Raw genomic sequence first — 14,892 nt, 5'->3', positions numbered from 1 at the left:
AATAGTTAATCTTTTGTTACAGAGATTATATTCATGAATCAATCGGCTAGTTTTTTGGTTGTTCTTCAGAATCAATATCAGGGGTGCTAGACATGAATTCCAGTTTAATTCTGTCCAATATTTTAAACCCGCCAGTGTTATTTTTCTTTTTAGGAATGCTGGCAATTTTTTTGCAATCTGACCTGGAAATTCCGCAGCCTTTACCTAAATTGTTTTCCCTTTACCTATTACTAGCTATTGGTTTCAAAGGCGGATATGAAATTACCGAAAGTGGCATCAATCCTGAAATTGCCATCACACTTTTTGCCGCGATTTTGATGGCTTCGGCTGTACCTGTTTACTCATTTTTCATTTTAAAAGTCAAATTAGATGCGTACAATGCAGCCGCGATCGCAGCAACTTATGGTTCGATTAGTGCAGTGACATTTATTACTGCTCAATCATTTCTCAAAATTTTGAATATTTCTTCTGGCGGACACATGGTAGCCGCATTAGCATTAATGGAATCACCAGCAATTATTGTGGGGATTTTGCTAGTGAGATTGTTTGCGCCACCGAAAGAAAACCAAAAAGGAGAATTTTCTTGGAGTGAAGTTTTACGGGAAGCTTTCTTAAATGGTTCAGTTTTTCTCCTGATTGGTAGCGTGATTATTGGCACACTCACAGGTGAAAGAGGTTGGGATAAATTACATCCATTCACCCAAGAAATTTTTTATGGAGTCTTAGCCTTCTTTTTACTCGATATGGGGATGGTTGCGGCCAGAAGAATCAAAGATATGCGGAAAACTGGTTCTTTTTTAATTGCCTTTTCGATATTAATGCCTGTAGCTAATGCCATTTTCGGCATAATTATTGCCAAATTAATTGGTATGTCTGCGGGTAATGCTTTGCTATTTGCAGTCCTTTGCGCCAGTGCTTCTTACATAGCAGTTCCCGCAGCGATGCGAATGACAGTTCCAGAAGCTAATCCTAGTTTGTATGTATCTATGGCCTTAGCACTGACCTTTCCTTTCAACATTATTATTGGCATTCCTTTGTATTTCAACATTATCAAAGCTATCGGAGTTTAAATAAGTGGAAGCCATCAAGAAAGTTGAGATAGTCACAAATTCTTTAGAACTACCAAAAGTTCTAGATATTTTAGAGAAAATCGGAGTTTCCGGTTACACTGTAATTGAAGATGTTACAGGTAAAGGAGATAGAGGTAGAGTTTTTAATGATTTAGAAAGTCATATACTCACTAATGGCTATATTATGAGTGTATGCACACAAGAACAAGAAGAAGAATTAGTAACAGAAATTGAGCCGATTTTAAAAAAATTCGGAGGTGTGTGTATTGTCTCTGATGCCAAGTGGATTGCACATTAGATAAGCTCTGAAGAGACGTATTGATAGTATCAACGTCTCTAAAAATCCTATTTATCTGATTACTCAGGAGTTTTTAACCGTGCCGATTAAACGCATAATTGCGGGGCTGAATGAATTTCACGATAATTATTTTATTACACACCGCGAATTATTTGAAAATTTATCGCAAGGACAAACACCAGAAGTATTATTTATTACTTGTTCTGACTCTCGGATTGATCCTTTTTTAATTACCCAGAGTCAGCCAGGAGATTTATTTGTTATTCGTAATGTTGGGAATATTATTCCTCCGTATGGCTCCCATCACGGTGCGGAAGGTGCAGGAATTGAATATGCAATTCAGGCTTTAGATATCAACGATGTAGTTGTTTGTGGTCATTCTCATTGCGGAGCCATGCGAGGACTATTACAGATAGGTAGCTTGGCACAGCAAATGCCATTAGTTTATGACTGGTTGAGGCAGTACGCTGAACCAACTCGCCGTTTGGTGATGGATAACTATAAAGATTGCCCCAGCGATAAGCTTTTAAGAATTGCCATTGAACAGAATGTACTGACGCAAATCGAAAATCTCGAAACTCATCCAATTATTCGTTCTCGACTGCATAGTGGTCAATTGACTCTTCATGCTTGGATTTATGAAATTGAGACTGGTGAAGTTTTTGCTTATGATGCCGAGATTGGTCAATTTAAGATTTTAGAAAATCGTCCCTTCCCTGTACCAAATCCGTTGATTGGTGTATATTCAGAGTAATTAATTATTAATGCTTGATAGGGTAATCGTGAGATTTTAAACTCATGATTACCCTATCTTAATTCTAGTTTACACTGAATACGGCAATGAAGAATTTTTTGTTTACAAAGAATAGTGATTTGCTGCGGCAAAAGGTATATGAATATTGGGAAGTGCTGAAACAATGGTTTGTCAATACACCGGAGCGATCGCTTGCCCAAGCTTATGATGCTGCCAAGAAAATCAGAAATATTGAAGTAGAGCATTTTAACAATCAAATCATTTCTGCCGCATCCGTAAATGAGACACCAAATGTCATGTCTTATTGGCAGAACGTACTGAGCCAAAATTTAACTATTATTAAACTGAGACTCGCAGAATTCCAGTCCAGCCGCGCACTATTAGAAATTTCCAACCCTGTTTTATTAGAGAAACTCCAGTTTATTGATGAAGTTATTGAAAAGTATCAGCAACAAACCTTAATAATTAGCAAAGTAAATCAACAATCTGTATCTCAGCCCCTAAAAATTGACAGTGAAATTTATCAAAATACATCTAATGTTGTCAATCCTGCCGGCAACAATCAAAGTATAGGTTTTCTCCCCAGTTCTATCGGTAGAACCATTAACCGACTTACCACAGACTTTTCTCCCAACGCCGAAGCGGATTTTATTCGGAATTACCACATTTCCCAAAATCGTACTAGAACTTCTGTGCGGTTCTTGTTACTGTTAATTGTGATTCCATTATTAACACAGCGTTTTTCTAAAGAATTTTTAGTGAGTCCCATAGTAGAGCGTGTCAGAAGTCAACAACTCACAGCTATTTTTATTAATTCTGAAATGGAGGAAGAAGCTTTCAAAGAGTTAAAAACCTTTGAAGAACAACTAAAATTTCAAACTCTCCTCAAAAAAGCGCCTATTTTATCTCCAGAAGAAATCGAGTCTAGTGTCAAAGAAAAAGCCATTGAAATAGCTCAAGAGTTCCGCCAAAAAAGTAAAGAAGCTATCAGTAATGTTTTTGCTGATTTAATTTCTTTAGTCGCCTTTGCTATTGTAGTTGCTAATGGTAAAAAAGAAATTGCAGCCATCAAGTCTTTTATAGATGACCTGATATTTGGCTTGAGTGATAGTGCTAAAGCCTTTGTGATTATTTTGTTTACTGATGTATTTGTGGGTTTCCACTCACCACACGGTTGGGAAGTCATTCTCGAAGGGTTAGCCGAGCATTTGGGGCTAGCACCTAATACAAGTTTGATATTTCTATTTATTGCCACGTTTCCCGTGATTTTAGATACGGTTGTGAAATATTGGATATTCCGTTACCTCAGCCGCTTGTCACCTTCAGCACTGGCTACATATAAAGAAATGAACGAATAAGATTAGCGAATTACGTATAATAGATTGTCAATCTCTTTCTTCTGTTGGCTGAACATTGCCACTAAAAATTATTTGCAATAGGTTTTTGATAAACCAAAAGGTTGCTGCTATTAGCAAAACAATCATTAAACTAGCCAGCGCAGCAAAAGGAGAAAAAATCAACAAAATTAACATTGCAAAAATCACACTAGTGATTAATGTTTTATTCATATCTTGGCACTTGTTTTAGTATCTGGTTTTAGCTTAACTAGCAATAGAGTGAATGGTCATATATCTAAAAGTAGGGATTTAAATAAATTTAAATCCGTTTTGTAACTTATTAAATAGCTGTTATGAACTACGTACACAAGAAAACATAAAAAAGTAACCCTTCTTTTTACTCAGCACTCAGTACTTTAAAATCCAATACGGTTCAGTTAAGAAAATAAATTAACTGCTACACATAAAACATATCTATTTTTTGGAGGGGGTTTGGGGGACGCAACCGTCTCCCAATCGGGGGTTTGGGGAGCCACTGCGTTGGGCGGCTTTGCCGACTTGAAGCAAGTGGCGTGGAGAATCCCCCAAGTCTTGGTTCTTCTGAAATCAATAAGCTGACAACGTTAACTGAACAGTATTGCTTTAAAATCAGGTTGACAGAATTATTTAGAAGGCGCATTTCGACTTCTCCCCAAGGGAGACGCTACGCGAACGCTCAATGCTCGATAGTCTTACTAAAAGAGGGTTGAGCGCAGTCGAAACCCGTCAATTGCAAGTTAGGTTTAATTCCGTCATTGTAAGTTAATTATTCACTCCCAGTTGACTAAGCTTATGCTTTTCTGGGGTAGTTTCCAGTTCCACAGATAGAAAATCAATGCCTTCTTTTTCTAACAGTTCCAGAATGGCTAGATTTAAGTTTTTCTCTGCGGCAAAATAGAGTTTGTCATCATTAACAAAACCAACGATATTAATCACACGGGCATTATTCTCTATCTGACTAAAGCGGACGATAATTTCTTTTGATAAGCCTTTAATAGATTCAGGCATTACTTGAATTGCATCGCAGATTCTAGCAGTTTGCTGGGCGGAAATATTATCAATTTTTAGGGTTAAGCTAATGCCCCATTTTAATTCCTCACCAGGATTTTGTGACCAATTCTCAACAATGCCAGTAATCATTCTAGAGTTGGGCATTTTTAAAATAGAACCCCATTTGTATACATGCAAGGTTGTGGTTCTAAATCCAATATTGAGAACTTGAACAAAACCTTCAACGCCTGCTACTCCCACCCAGTCACCTTCTCGATAAAGGTTATCAGAGTAGATAATAATTGTACAAAACCAGTCGTAGACAATATCTTTGAACAACAAACCTAGAGTAATACCAGCACCACCTAATAAACCAACTAAGGCGGCGGCTGATTGTCCTAAAAAGATTTCACTGACTTTAATCGTAATGACTATAACTGCTGCCGATTGAAATATTTTCGGCATTAATGGTCTCAGCAATTCATCAAGGTCTGTGTCAGTATGCAGTACTAAGTTAGCAATAATCTGACCTAAAATGGAAGCGGCTCGATAAATAGCATAAGCAACGATAAAAACGACGATTAAGTTAAGAGTTTTACCAATTGACTCGCTTAATTGAATGCCTAATTCTGGTGACAGAATTTCTTTGACAAACCATAGTCCAGCAATCAAAATTAACCAACTTAAAGACGGTTTGATAATCCCTACTAGTTCATCATCGAGGTCGGTTTTGGTTTGTTTTGTAAAGCGTTCAATAGTTCTAACTATTAATTCCACTACGAATCGTCTTAAGGTCTGTGTCAAAGTTAAGACAACAATGACAGTCACTATTTTGCCGATAGGTATGCCAGAGTAGTCAATGTTTTTCAGTAAGTTCAAAATTTCTTGCATAAGATTAGCCAACCAGTAATAGCTGTTTATACTTAATCGCCATGTGCTTTTTGTATAACAACATTTAATGCTGAGAAAGACTCATGCTGTGTGTTTGTACAACACTATCTGAGTAGGGGAAGGTGAATTTGACGTTTCGCCCTTAACTCAGCATTTGATATGGTGTTATGAGCTAAATGTTACTCGTGCTAATACTGGTTGTAATCCGGTGATATTCTTAAAAATATTAGTGAATTTGCTAGGTAATTCAGTATTTTTACTAGTAAGTATAGTAAGTGTATTTTTGATTACTGGGCTTGGTTGGGTTTAACCAATCTACTGTTCTGAAGATTTGCGATCGCACCACATCACCCAATACAGTTCAGATAAGAAAACAAAATTACAACAAAACCTGCAAATGATAACAAAATCCTTACACCCAATCTCCATGAATAATCTTTGTGCGTCAGTCCTGTAAGTGAGTGAAGTACATAATCAACAAACTAGCCGTCATCAACTGCATACATCACCACGCAGTTAATAACGGCTAATTAATTTTTTGGCGGAAGAATTTATTTAATGATTCCTAAAACTTCCGGCTGGGTAACTTGGGGTGCAAATAATCCCTTGGCATAGATTTCGGGCTTGGCTTCGGCAAATTGAATATATGATTGACGTACTTGGCTATTCACCGCCACGGTTTTGACATCATACATTTGTGTAGCCAATTTGGGATAAATACCAACACCAATAATCAGCACCAAGAAACAAGCGGCGATAAAGATTTCACGGGGTTGGGCATCTCGGTAAACTGCTTCGCTGGGTAGGAGACAGTCTGTACCGAAGCAAACTGTACCTTCATCTTCTTGATTTTCAAAAGCAGAGTTACCAATATCACAGGTGAGTTCTGAGCCAGTACCGTAAAATACTTGTCGCAACATCGACAGCAGATAAATCGGGGTGAGGATCACGCCGACTGCGGCTAAGAACACCATCACGGTGCAGAATGTAGGGCTGTAAATGTCACTGGTAGTAATGCCAACAAATACTTGCAGTTCACTCACAAAGCCACTCATACCGGGAAGTGCGAGTGATGCCATTGCACCAGCCGTAAACAGGGCAAATACTTTTGGCATAAGCTGACCAATACCGCCCATACTTTCCATTGCCATTGTATGGGTGCGATCGTAGGTAACACCAGCTAAGAAGAATAGAACTGCGGCAATTAAACCGTGGGAAAGCATTTGCAGCATTGCACCACTGACACCGACATCGGTGAAGGAGGCAATTCCCAGCAGTACAAAACCCATGTGAGAAATAGACGAATAAGCGAGGCGGCGCTTCATGTTCGTCTGAGCGAAGGAGTTTAATGCACCATAGATAATATTGATGACACCAAGAGTTGCGAGAACTGGTGCAAAGTAAACATGGGCATCGGAGAGCATTTCTAAATTGATGCGAATTAATCCATATCCACCCATTTTCAGCAGTACACCTGCTAATAGCATGGATACAGGAGCAGATGCTTCACCGTGGGCATCAGGCAACCATGTATGCAAGGGAAATACTGCTAATTTGACACCAAAGGCAATTAATAACCCAGCATATAACCACAGTTCTAAAGCTAAGGGATAATTCTTGGCACTAAGTTCGACTATATCGAAGGTTGTATTATCGCCGTAGAGTGCCATTGCTAGGCCTGCTACGAGAATAAAAATAGAAGCGGCGGCGGTGTAAAGTAAGAATTTAGTGGCAGCGTAACGGCGTTTTTGACCACCCCAAATGGAGACTAGTAGGTAAACAGGAACTAATTCTAGTTCCCACATAATAAAGAACAACAATAAGTCTTGGGCGACAAATACGCCGATTTGTGCGCTATATAGCAGCAACATTAAGAAGTAAAACAGGCGTGGCTTGAGGTTAACTTGCCATGCAGCAAACATTGAAAGAGTTGTGACTAGTCCTGCCAGTAGCACAAGTGGCGCGGATATTCCATCGACTGAAACTGCCCAACTGAACCCCAACTGAGGCACCCAGGCATATTTCTCCGCGAGTTGAAACGTTGCACTGCTGGCATCGTAATGCTTCCAAAAAGCGTAGCACATCAAGATAAAATCCGCGATCGCCACACCTAGGGCATACCAGCGCACAAGTTTGCCGTCTTTATCAGGCAGCACGGGAATGAGCATGGAAGCAACGAGTGGGAGCAGAATAATCGCGGTTAGCCAAGGAAATCCATCCGCTATCATGGCAGTAAGCAAAAATACTTATAGTTGAATAACTTCATTATATGCAATTATGTTAAATTTTCTTCATAAATCTTTATCGCAGATTGCTATAGAAGGAATTGATTATGCCAATGTTGCGATACTAGTAAAGTTGTTTAAATATAAGTAATAATGGTGTTTATTTGCCTAAAAACTGAATAATTACACATCTTAGATTCAATAAAGTCTCAATTCCAGAAAAATCCAGTTATCTCGATATTCTGGAGGGACTTCTGTTTTTTCAAAATATGGTGCGATATCTTGAAAACCGAGTGAATGATACAGTGCCTGCGCGGCTTTCGCAAAAGGAGCCGTATCTAAGCGCAGTTTTGAGTAACCTAAATTGGCAGCTTCATAGATAATATTTTCTAATAATTCTCGGCCTATACCTTGGGCGCGAAACTTTGGCTGGACGTACAGCCTTTTTATTTCTCCAATTTCCTGATCAATGCGGCGTAAGCCAACACAACCAACAATTTTGCCTTTATATCTTGCTAAAAGTAAGCGTCCGGCTGGCGGCATAAATTCATCAAGTTGAGCAAGACATTCTTCTAAGGAGGAATTAACATCAAAACTCAGGTTAAATTCCTGGTTCCACATAGAATTTATCCAGCTAAAATATTCCAAGAGCAAATCTTTGATATGGGCTTTGTCTTTGTCAGTTTCGCATTGAGTAATTTTTAGCAAAATAATTTCCTTACTATGTATATTTTAGATCAGTCGTGAACAAGAAATTATGAAAACGAACCGCAAAGCACGCAAAGTACACAAAGGAAGAGAAGAAAGAAGTTGTTCCCGCATGATTTAAGATTTATGTTTCTCATCTCAATGAGGTGCATTTCTCTAGTTCCTAGCCTCTAGCTTCTTGTACTGCACTAAACCGACAAACGCTATATATAATTTCTCCAATGTGCAGAATACCAATTATTGATTTATCAGCCTTGATAAATAGTGATTCACAAGCTCAAGATGCTGTGGTGAAACAAATTTATCAAGCTTGCCATGAAGTTGGCTTTATGTATTTGCAAAATCATGGCATTTCAAAAGAATTGATTGCAGAAGTATTTAGCTATAGTCAACATATTTTTAATTTACCGCTAGAAGTTAAACAACAAATAGCTTGGCAAGATGAATTTAGTAATACTGGTTATGTTGGCAGAGAAAGAGAGCGACTTAATCCAAGTCAACCAGGAGACTTAAAAGAAGCTTTTAATTTTAGCAAGGTAGAAGTTGCGTTTTCTATTGATGGTGTGAGTTTAGCAAACAACTCTTGTATTATTGCATTTTATACAGCTTGTACAGAACTAGCTAACAAAGTATTAACAACATTTGCGTTGGCGTTGGGATTACCAAAAGATTTTTTGACAATTAGACACAATCAGCAAAATCATACTCTGCGACTGCTACATTATCCGCCAATCCAAGAACTTCCGAAACCTGGACAAGTGCGTGCGGGGGAGCATTCTGATTATGGCAGTATTACTTTGCTATTCCAAGATGATGTGGGTGGTTTGGAAGTGCAAACAACAACTGGAGAGTGGATAACTGCGCCGACAATTCCTGATACGGTGATTGTGAATACAGGAGATTTGATGCAGCGTTGGACAAATGATGTGTTTTGTTCAACTAAGCATCGGGTAATGATTCCCAATGATTATAGGGTAAAGCGATCGCGCTATTCAATAGCATTTTTCTGTCATCCTAATGATGATACAGAAATTGTTTGTTTGGAAACTTGCCAAAAGGAACGTGCGCCTATTTATCCTCCCATCCTTGCGGGAGAATATCTTTTGAGTCGTCTACAAGCAACATATTAAATGAAAACCTACGATTGGATTGTGGTTGGTGGCGGAATTACAGGTGCGACACTGGGTTATGAATTAGTCAAAGTCGGCTTGCGTGTGCTGTTGTTGGAACAACACGCCACACCAGACAATGCAACTCGATATAGTTATGGTGGACTAGCTTATTGGTCAGGAACAACACCACTCACTCGTCAATTATGCCAAGAAGCGAGCGATCGTTACCAAATCTTGCCTCAAGAGTTAGATGCTGATATTGAATTGCGAGAATTAGATTTATTACTGACGATTTCAGCCGATACTCACCCAGAAACCGCCGCCAGTGTCTATGCTAATTGTGCTGTACCGCCAAGTTTACTCAGTGTACAAGACGCTTGTGAGTTAGAACCACTAATAAATCGGGAAGTTATTTCCGGCGCTTTAACTGTGAAACATGGACATATTCATCCAGATAAAACCGCACAAGCTTACATACAAGCTTTTTTACGCGCTGGTGGGGAAATGCAAATTAGTCAAGTTCTGCAAATATTGAAAGGAGGTGTCCAAACAAATACCGGAACTTATCACAGTGCTAACGTTGTAATTTGTGCTGGTGGACTCAGCCGCAAATTACTCAAATCAGCAGGTATTTCCATTAAAGTGTATTTTACTCACGCCGAAATGATTGAAATTCCACCTGTAGATTTGCGTTTGCAAACTTTAGTAATGCCGGCGAATCTGCAAAGATTTGAATTAGAATCCGTATCTATACAAGTTGATGAATTGTGGAATCAACCTGAAAAAGAATTAGCATCACCAATATTAGATGTAGGTGTAGTTCAATTTCTAGATGGTAGCTTGCGCTTGGGACAAATTAGTCGCGTACTGACAAATCCTCATGCACAAATTAATGCAGAAGAAAGTGAACAATGGCTGAGAAAAAGTATCACGCAAGTCTTACCAGCTTTAGGCAGCTTCTCAGGAACTTGGCATAAGTGTTTAGTAGCGTTTAGTAACAAACGTTTTATAATTGGTGCTGTTCCAGAGATTGATGGTGTGCATATTTTTTCAGGATTTAGCAATCCTCTGGTTTTTGTTCCACCTTTAGCACAACGTTTTGCGAACTTTGTCACGGGTAAGAAAGATGAAATTATTAACCAAATAATTACAAGTATGAAGTAAGCTAAACTGTAGAATTGCTCAGGCTCATAGATAAAATGCCGAGAATTTTGTCTACTTCCTTGATGAAATAATCTTTCTTGTCTATAAAAACATTACTGTTGCAAAGTTTTAAAAATTTCCAATCAGTTCCTGTTGTCACTACACCATAAATTTCATTAGTAACATTACCCTGTTGTTGATTAAATAAATTAGCAGCAATCATTGTGGCAATACATTGTCCTAAACCTGATTTAATACTTTCGTTTTTAGCTTCAACAATTGTCACTACAGGGCTGGTGATATCATACTGTTCTGGTGATTTACACAAGATAAAATCACAACGTCCTTCTAATCCTTGGGCTGCATCAACATTAAACTCAGAACCAGAGAAGACGCTCACTTGATATTGTAAATAACGCCTCACTTCTATTAAAACTGGCATGATTACCAATTCTGAACGAGCTTTTTCTGTATTGATTGCCGTTACTAAAGGTAAATGTTCTGCCAGAATCATATTTAGGTAATCTGTAGGTGTAACAACTGCTGTATCGGAGAATAAATCCTGATTTTCAACAACTGTTAGTTGAAAGTCTTTTTTGACTTTATTAAAAGTAAACGCACTGTAAGGCATTTTAATACTATATCTCTTGACTCCTAAATTCTTACATAGAATATCAAATTAATCAGCGATTAACTGTTGAAACCGTTCATTTTTAGCGATTTCATCAAAATCGATATCATTGGCCGCATCTTCTTTATATCTGGGATTAATTTCTATTGCTTGTTGGAGACATTCAATTGCTAATTGAGCTTGTTTTTGGAGAGCATAACAAGCTGCTTTATTATAATAAGAAATTGCGTAATCTGGCTTAAGTTCTATGGCTTTATTAAATGCAGCGATCGCATCGTCATCCATACCTAATCTTACCAGCGTGTAACCGCGTTTATCCCAGATTTTGGGCGAGTTAGGTTGCAATTTAATCGCTTGCTCAAATGAAGCTAATGCTTCTTCATATTCTTCCAATTCTATGAGAGATAAACCCCGGTTTAACCAAGCCGTGACATCATCGGGTTTGATTTTTGTGGCTTTATTGAAACAAGCAAAAGCCTGCTTATGCTGACGGAGATTACCAAACGCCACGCCGCGATCGCACCACGCTTGATGATAATCTGGTTGCAGTTTGATAGCCTGGTCATAGGAAGCGATCGCATCTTGATAACGCTTCAGTCTTGCTAAAGTCAGACCATGTTTTAACCAAGCGGTGGCATTTTCCGGCTGGATTTTTATTGCTTGATTGTAACAGGCGATCGCTGCTTCATATTGCTTTTGGGCAAATAAATCATCACCTTGTTGGATATCAGCTTCTACTGATACTGGTGGTGCTTGAGGTTGGGTCGTTTTTGACTCTGTAATTTCTTGGAGAATTAACTCTTTACGTTGTTGAGCATCTAATTGTAATTCTGACAGTTGAGACACAAATTCAGTTTCTAATTTTTCCAGCTTTTCAAGAAGGAATAACTTTTGTTTTTGAGCATTTACTTGCAGTTCCGAAAATTGTTCCGCAAACTCTAAACCAGATTTTTCCAAATTTTCGATAATTGAATCTTTATGTTTGCTAATATCTAACTGTGCGGCTGTTTGGATTTTTTCTAGATTTTCTAATAAAACCTGCTTTTGTTGCTCATACTCCAATGGTAAGCCAGAGAGTTGAGCAGTTAAACTATTGACTATTTCTCTAATATTATCCAGTGTTTTATCTTTTTGCTGTTCAGCATTTACTCTAATTCCCGCCAACTCTGCGATAAATTCTTGTTGCGTTTTAACTAATTCTGCCAGTAAGTCATCTGTTCGCTGCTGAGTTGCCGAGTTTAAGCTAGATATATACAAATTAAAGCTATTCTCTAATTCTGCAATATTATTTTTAGTTCTATCTTTTTGTTGTTCAGCATCGACTCTAATTCCCGCTAATTCTGAGATAAATTCTTGTTGGTTTTTGACTAATTCTGCCAGTAAGTAATCTTTTTGCTGCTGAGTTGCCGAGTTTAAGCTAGATATATGCAAATTAAAGCTATTTTCTAATTCTGCAATATTATTTTTAGTTCTATCTTTTTGTTGTTCAGTATCGACTCTAATTCCCGCCAATTCTGAGATAAATTCTTGTTGCGTTTTGAGCAATTCCGCAATTAAATTATCTTTTTGTTGTTCAAAATCTGCGTGTAAATTGGCAAACTGAGATATAAATTCATTTTGGGATTTTTCCAAATATTCCCAAGTTATCTGCTTATGTTTTTCAGTGCCTATTTTGATTTCAGCAATCTGTGAAGCAAAATCAGATTCTAAATTACCAATATTTTCCAAACTGGTATCGCGTTTTTGTTGGGTGGTTAGCTGCAATTGTTGTAATTGCTGACTAAATTCAGCTTCTAAATTATCTAGATGATTTTGTAGATTCTTGATTTCTACTTCTAACCCCGATAAAATATTGTTCTTGGATTGCAATATCTCAGATTGCAAATTAGATAAATTCTCTTGTTCTTGCTGTATATTCTGCTTGAGAGCTTCGGATTCATTTTCTAACTCTCGATTGATTTTTTTGACTTCTTGAATCAAATTTTCCGCTTCTTGCTTAACAATCACTATTTGATTTTGCAAATTTTCGATGCCTTGTAGCTGTCCCATTGCTTTATCAACAATTTCTCTAATGGCTACCCGCCGTAGTAACCAAAATAAAGCAATCACAGCTACAGGAAATAAACTTAATATAACTAACCAAAGATTGAGTAAGATAGTTGTCGAAATGCCATTAGATGGTGCTTGCTTTCGCAGTTGGTTTAATTCTGCGCGTTCTTGATTAGAGAGAACTTGCGCGATAGTTTGTTCTTGGGTGATGGGTGGTGTAGTTTGTCCACTCGCCACACCAGTAGACAGCAGCAAGGGTGAAAATGCGATCGCACTTTTCAAGACTAATGCTAAAACAAATTGATTCTTGCTGTTCAGGGTAACTGAAAGTTTCATAGATTCTAAGACCCTTCATGAAAAATGAAGGGTTAAACATTAGATCAGGTTAATGTCATTTTACATAATTCAGCAAAGAGTAAGTTTGTGACCTTACTCATTAACTTACCTGGGATATGTTTACCGCCTAGCAACTTTTTACCTTGCTTACTAAAGTTAGCGTTGAATTTTTCACGCTAATTAACTCTTTGGTGATGTTTTTCTGTAGAACCCTGCTAACTTTTACACCAGTAAGTATGTACTGCCAATAGTTAAATTCTAACACTCTATATTTGACTCCAGCGAGAACCGCTATGTGGCAAATGCGATCGCAGAAATAACAAATGTGTATGCAAAAGCTATTTCTGCGACTGGCGACGGAATAGATATTACTTGATTTCCAGCAAAGCGATCGCTTGTTCTAGGTAATTTTTGGCATGATAGCGATTGAGTAATTGTTCCTGGTCATATCTCGCCGGATATTCCATACGCCTACCTTCCATTGAAATCCTGATTAATGCTATCTGTTCTAAGGTTGGTTGATTCATTTCATCCAACGCAACGCTGAGATGTTGATAACTCTCGAATGATGGTATTCTCAAACCTCGGTTATCCTTCATCTGACTTATCGCCAATACAGGGAACGCCATCAGTGTCGTGATGTAGCTGACTTTGTATCCTGGGTTCCCTGTTGGACGTAAACCATAGCGATTACACAAAATTTTCAGTTGAGCCAGCGTCAACAGTTCAAGTTCTGTTCTTGTGAACATAGAATAGTAGTGTTCATTTTGTCAGTGGACATTTAGTGGTTGTCTGAACTTTGGCGAGTGAAACAACCACTAACTAATGATTATTCAATGTGTATATCAATTAGTCCAGCTTTATTAAGTTACATAAAGTGCCTAAAGATAATCGTGGTAATCCAGAAATTAAAAATCATGGTTTTAAAACAGATAGGGACAAACCCTTAACTGAGTACGTACACTTACGTGTCACGAAAGAAATGAAGGAGGCGATACAACAACAAGATGATCCGCCGGAATTTTGTCGTGAAGCAATTCAAGAGAAACTGGATAAACAGAAACAGCAAGGTACAGGATAATGGCGTTGCTGTAAAACAAGTTGCAAAATTAGCGATCGCATAAATAACAAATGGGTATACGAAGTCTATTTCTGCGACTTTCTTTGAATTAACATCCCTAATTTAATAGGACTTAACGCGATGTGCGACTTAATATTCCGTAACAAGTGCGTCGAATTGAAGAGGATCACAATTGTGGCGATTAAGCCAAAAACAGACGGTATGAGCTAAAATCTTGCGATTGAGGCG

The 14,892-nt window shown here is 38.0% G+C and carries 14 protein-coding genes and 1 pseudogene; 7 read left to right on the top strand and 8 right to left on the bottom strand.

The window, feature by feature from the left end; genetic code table 11:
- Positions 1-92: 92 nt before the first annotated feature.
- The 4 genes from H6G77_RS24515 (at position 93) to H6G77_RS24500 (ending at position 3,480) form a co-directional block, all read left to right on the top strand.
- Positions 93-1,070: a sodium-dependent bicarbonate transport family permease gene (locus H6G77_RS24515; RefSeq protein ID WP_190591329.1), complete on the top strand. Its 978-nt coding sequence runs from the start codon at positions 93-95 to the stop codon at positions 1,068-1,070.
- Positions 1,071-1,074: 4 nt separating this feature from the next.
- A complete protein-coding gene (locus H6G77_RS24510; protein ID WP_190591328.1) occupies positions 1,075-1,368 on the top strand; it encodes a P-II family nitrogen regulator in 294 nt (97 codons plus the stop codon).
- A 79-nt stretch (positions 1,369-1,447) separates the two neighbouring features.
- Complete coding sequence (locus tag H6G77_RS24505; RefSeq protein ID WP_190591327.1) at positions 1,448-2,122, top strand: carbonic anhydrase; 675 nt, start codon at positions 1,448-1,450, stop codon at positions 2,120-2,122.
- Positions 2,123-2,208: 86 nt separating this feature from the next.
- Complete coding sequence (locus H6G77_RS24500; protein WP_190872974.1) at positions 2,209-3,480, top strand: proton extrusion protein PcxA; 1,272 nt, start codon at positions 2,209-2,211, stop codon at positions 3,478-3,480.
- A 27-nt stretch (positions 3,481-3,507) separates the two neighbouring features.
- Here H6G77_RS24500 and H6G77_RS24495 read toward each other — a convergent pair whose 3' ends face one another.
- The 4 genes from H6G77_RS24495 to H6G77_RS24480 form a co-directional block, all read right to left on the bottom strand.
- Positions 3,508-3,690 (bottom strand): hypothetical protein, encoded by a 183-nt coding sequence (locus H6G77_RS24495; protein WP_190591325.1) that lies wholly within the window; start codon positions 3,688-3,690, stop codon positions 3,508-3,510.
- A gap of 570 nt (positions 3,691-4,260) precedes the next feature.
- Positions 4,261-5,379, bottom strand: a complete 1,119-nt coding sequence (locus H6G77_RS24490; RefSeq protein WP_190591324.1) for a mechanosensitive ion channel family protein — start codon at positions 5,377-5,379, stop codon at positions 4,261-4,263.
- 551 nt (positions 5,380-5,930) lie between these two features.
- The gene (locus tag H6G77_RS24485) at positions 5,931-7,607 is read right to left on the bottom strand and encodes an NAD(P)H-quinone oxidoreductase subunit 4 (RefSeq protein WP_190671322.1); all 1,677 of its coding nucleotides are present in this window, start codon (positions 7,605-7,607) and stop codon (positions 5,931-5,933) included.
- Between the two features lie 195 nt (positions 7,608-7,802).
- Positions 7,803-8,312: a GNAT family N-acetyltransferase gene (locus tag H6G77_RS24480; protein ID WP_190872973.1), complete on the bottom strand. Its 510-nt coding sequence runs from the start codon at positions 8,310-8,312 to the stop codon at positions 7,803-7,805.
- Between the two features lie 221 nt (positions 8,313-8,533).
- Between H6G77_RS24480 and H6G77_RS24475 the strand changes: the two genes are divergently transcribed.
- Both H6G77_RS24475 and H6G77_RS24470 read left to right on the top strand, forming a co-directional pair.
- Entirely contained in the window at positions 8,534-9,442 is a 909-nt protein-coding gene (locus tag H6G77_RS24475) for an isopenicillin N synthase family oxygenase (RefSeq protein ID WP_190872972.1), read from the top strand.
- Positions 9,443-10,588 carry an FAD-binding oxidoreductase gene (locus H6G77_RS24470; protein WP_190872971.1) on the top strand — a complete coding sequence of 382 codons (1,146 nt, stop codon included), beginning with the start codon at positions 9,443-9,445 and terminating at the stop codon, positions 10,586-10,588.
- A 1-nt stretch (position 10,589) separates the two neighbouring features.
- Here H6G77_RS24470 and H6G77_RS24465 read toward each other — a convergent pair whose 3' ends face one another.
- The 3 genes from H6G77_RS24465 to H6G77_RS24455 all read right to left on the bottom strand — a co-directional run bounded on the left by H6G77_RS24465 (position 10,590) and on the right by H6G77_RS24455 (position 14,332).
- Positions 10,590-11,198 (bottom strand): hypothetical protein, encoded by a 609-nt coding sequence (locus tag H6G77_RS24465; protein WP_190671152.1) that lies wholly within the window; start codon positions 11,196-11,198, stop codon positions 10,590-10,592.
- 48 nt (positions 11,199-11,246) lie between these two features.
- Positions 11,247-13,583: a tetratricopeptide repeat protein gene (locus H6G77_RS24460; RefSeq protein ID WP_242049295.1), complete on the bottom strand. Its 2,337-nt coding sequence runs from the start codon at positions 13,581-13,583 to the stop codon at positions 11,247-11,249.
- A gap of 368 nt (positions 13,584-13,951) precedes the next feature.
- Positions 13,952-14,332, bottom strand: a complete 381-nt coding sequence (locus H6G77_RS24455) for a hypothetical protein (RefSeq protein WP_190591319.1) — start codon at positions 14,330-14,332, stop codon at positions 13,952-13,954.
- A gap of 128 nt (positions 14,333-14,460) precedes the next feature.
- Here H6G77_RS24455 and H6G77_RS24450 point away from each other — a divergent pair, with 128 nt between their 5' ends.
- A complete protein-coding gene (locus H6G77_RS24450; protein ID WP_190671154.1) occupies positions 14,461-14,664 on the top strand; it encodes a hypothetical protein in 204 nt (67 codons plus the stop codon).
- Between the two features lie 129 nt (positions 14,665-14,793).
- On the opposite strand, the pseudogene H6G77_RS24445 reads toward H6G77_RS24450, so the two are convergent.
- Positions 14,794-14,892 (bottom strand): annotated as a pseudogene (locus H6G77_RS24445) (IS982 family transposase); the annotation flags it as partial.

The sequence above is a fragment of the Aulosira sp. FACHB-615 genome, assembly GCF_014698045.1.
GTDB lineage: Bacteria > Cyanobacteriota > Cyanobacteriia > Cyanobacteriales > Nostocaceae > Nostoc_B.
This window is presented reverse-complemented; position numbering and strand designations above follow the sequence as displayed.

What these genes read in the sequence shown, in the direction of transcription:
- H6G77_RS24515 (WP_190591329.1), top strand. Translation starts at nt 93, where the DNA reads ATGAATTCCAGTTTAATTCTGTCCAATATTTTAAACCCGCCAGTGTTA.
- H6G77_RS24500 (WP_190872974.1), top strand. Translation starts at nt 2,209, where the DNA reads ATGAAGAATTTTTTGTTTACAAAGAATAGTGATTTGCTGCGGCAAAAG.
- H6G77_RS24495 (WP_190591325.1), bottom strand. Translation starts at nt 3,690, where the DNA reads ATGAATAAAACATTAATCACTAGTGTGATTTTTGCAATGTTAATTTTG.
- H6G77_RS24490 (WP_190591324.1), bottom strand. Translation starts at nt 5,379, where the DNA reads ATGCAAGAAATTTTGAACTTACTGAAAAACATTGACTACTCTGGCATA.
- H6G77_RS24485 (WP_190671322.1), bottom strand. Translation starts at nt 7,607, where the DNA reads ATGATAGCGGATGGATTTCCTTGGCTAACCGCGATTATTCTGCTCCCA.
- H6G77_RS24475 (WP_190872972.1), top strand. Translation starts at nt 8,534, where the DNA reads ATGTGCAGAATACCAATTATTGATTTATCAGCCTTGATAAATAGTGAT.
- H6G77_RS24470 (WP_190872971.1), top strand. Translation starts at nt 9,443, where the DNA reads ATGAAAACCTACGATTGGATTGTGGTTGGTGGCGGAATTACAGGTGCG.
- H6G77_RS24465 (WP_190671152.1), bottom strand. Translation starts at nt 11,198, where the DNA reads ATGCCTTACAGTGCGTTTACTTTTAATAAAGTCAAAAAAGACTTTCAA.
- H6G77_RS24460 (WP_242049295.1), bottom strand. Translation starts at nt 13,583, where the DNA reads ATGAAACTTTCAGTTACCCTGAACAGCAAGAATCAATTTGTTTTAGCA.
- H6G77_RS24455 (WP_190591319.1), bottom strand. Translation starts at nt 14,332, where the DNA reads ATGTTCACAAGAACAGAACTTGAACTGTTGACGCTGGCTCAACTGAAA.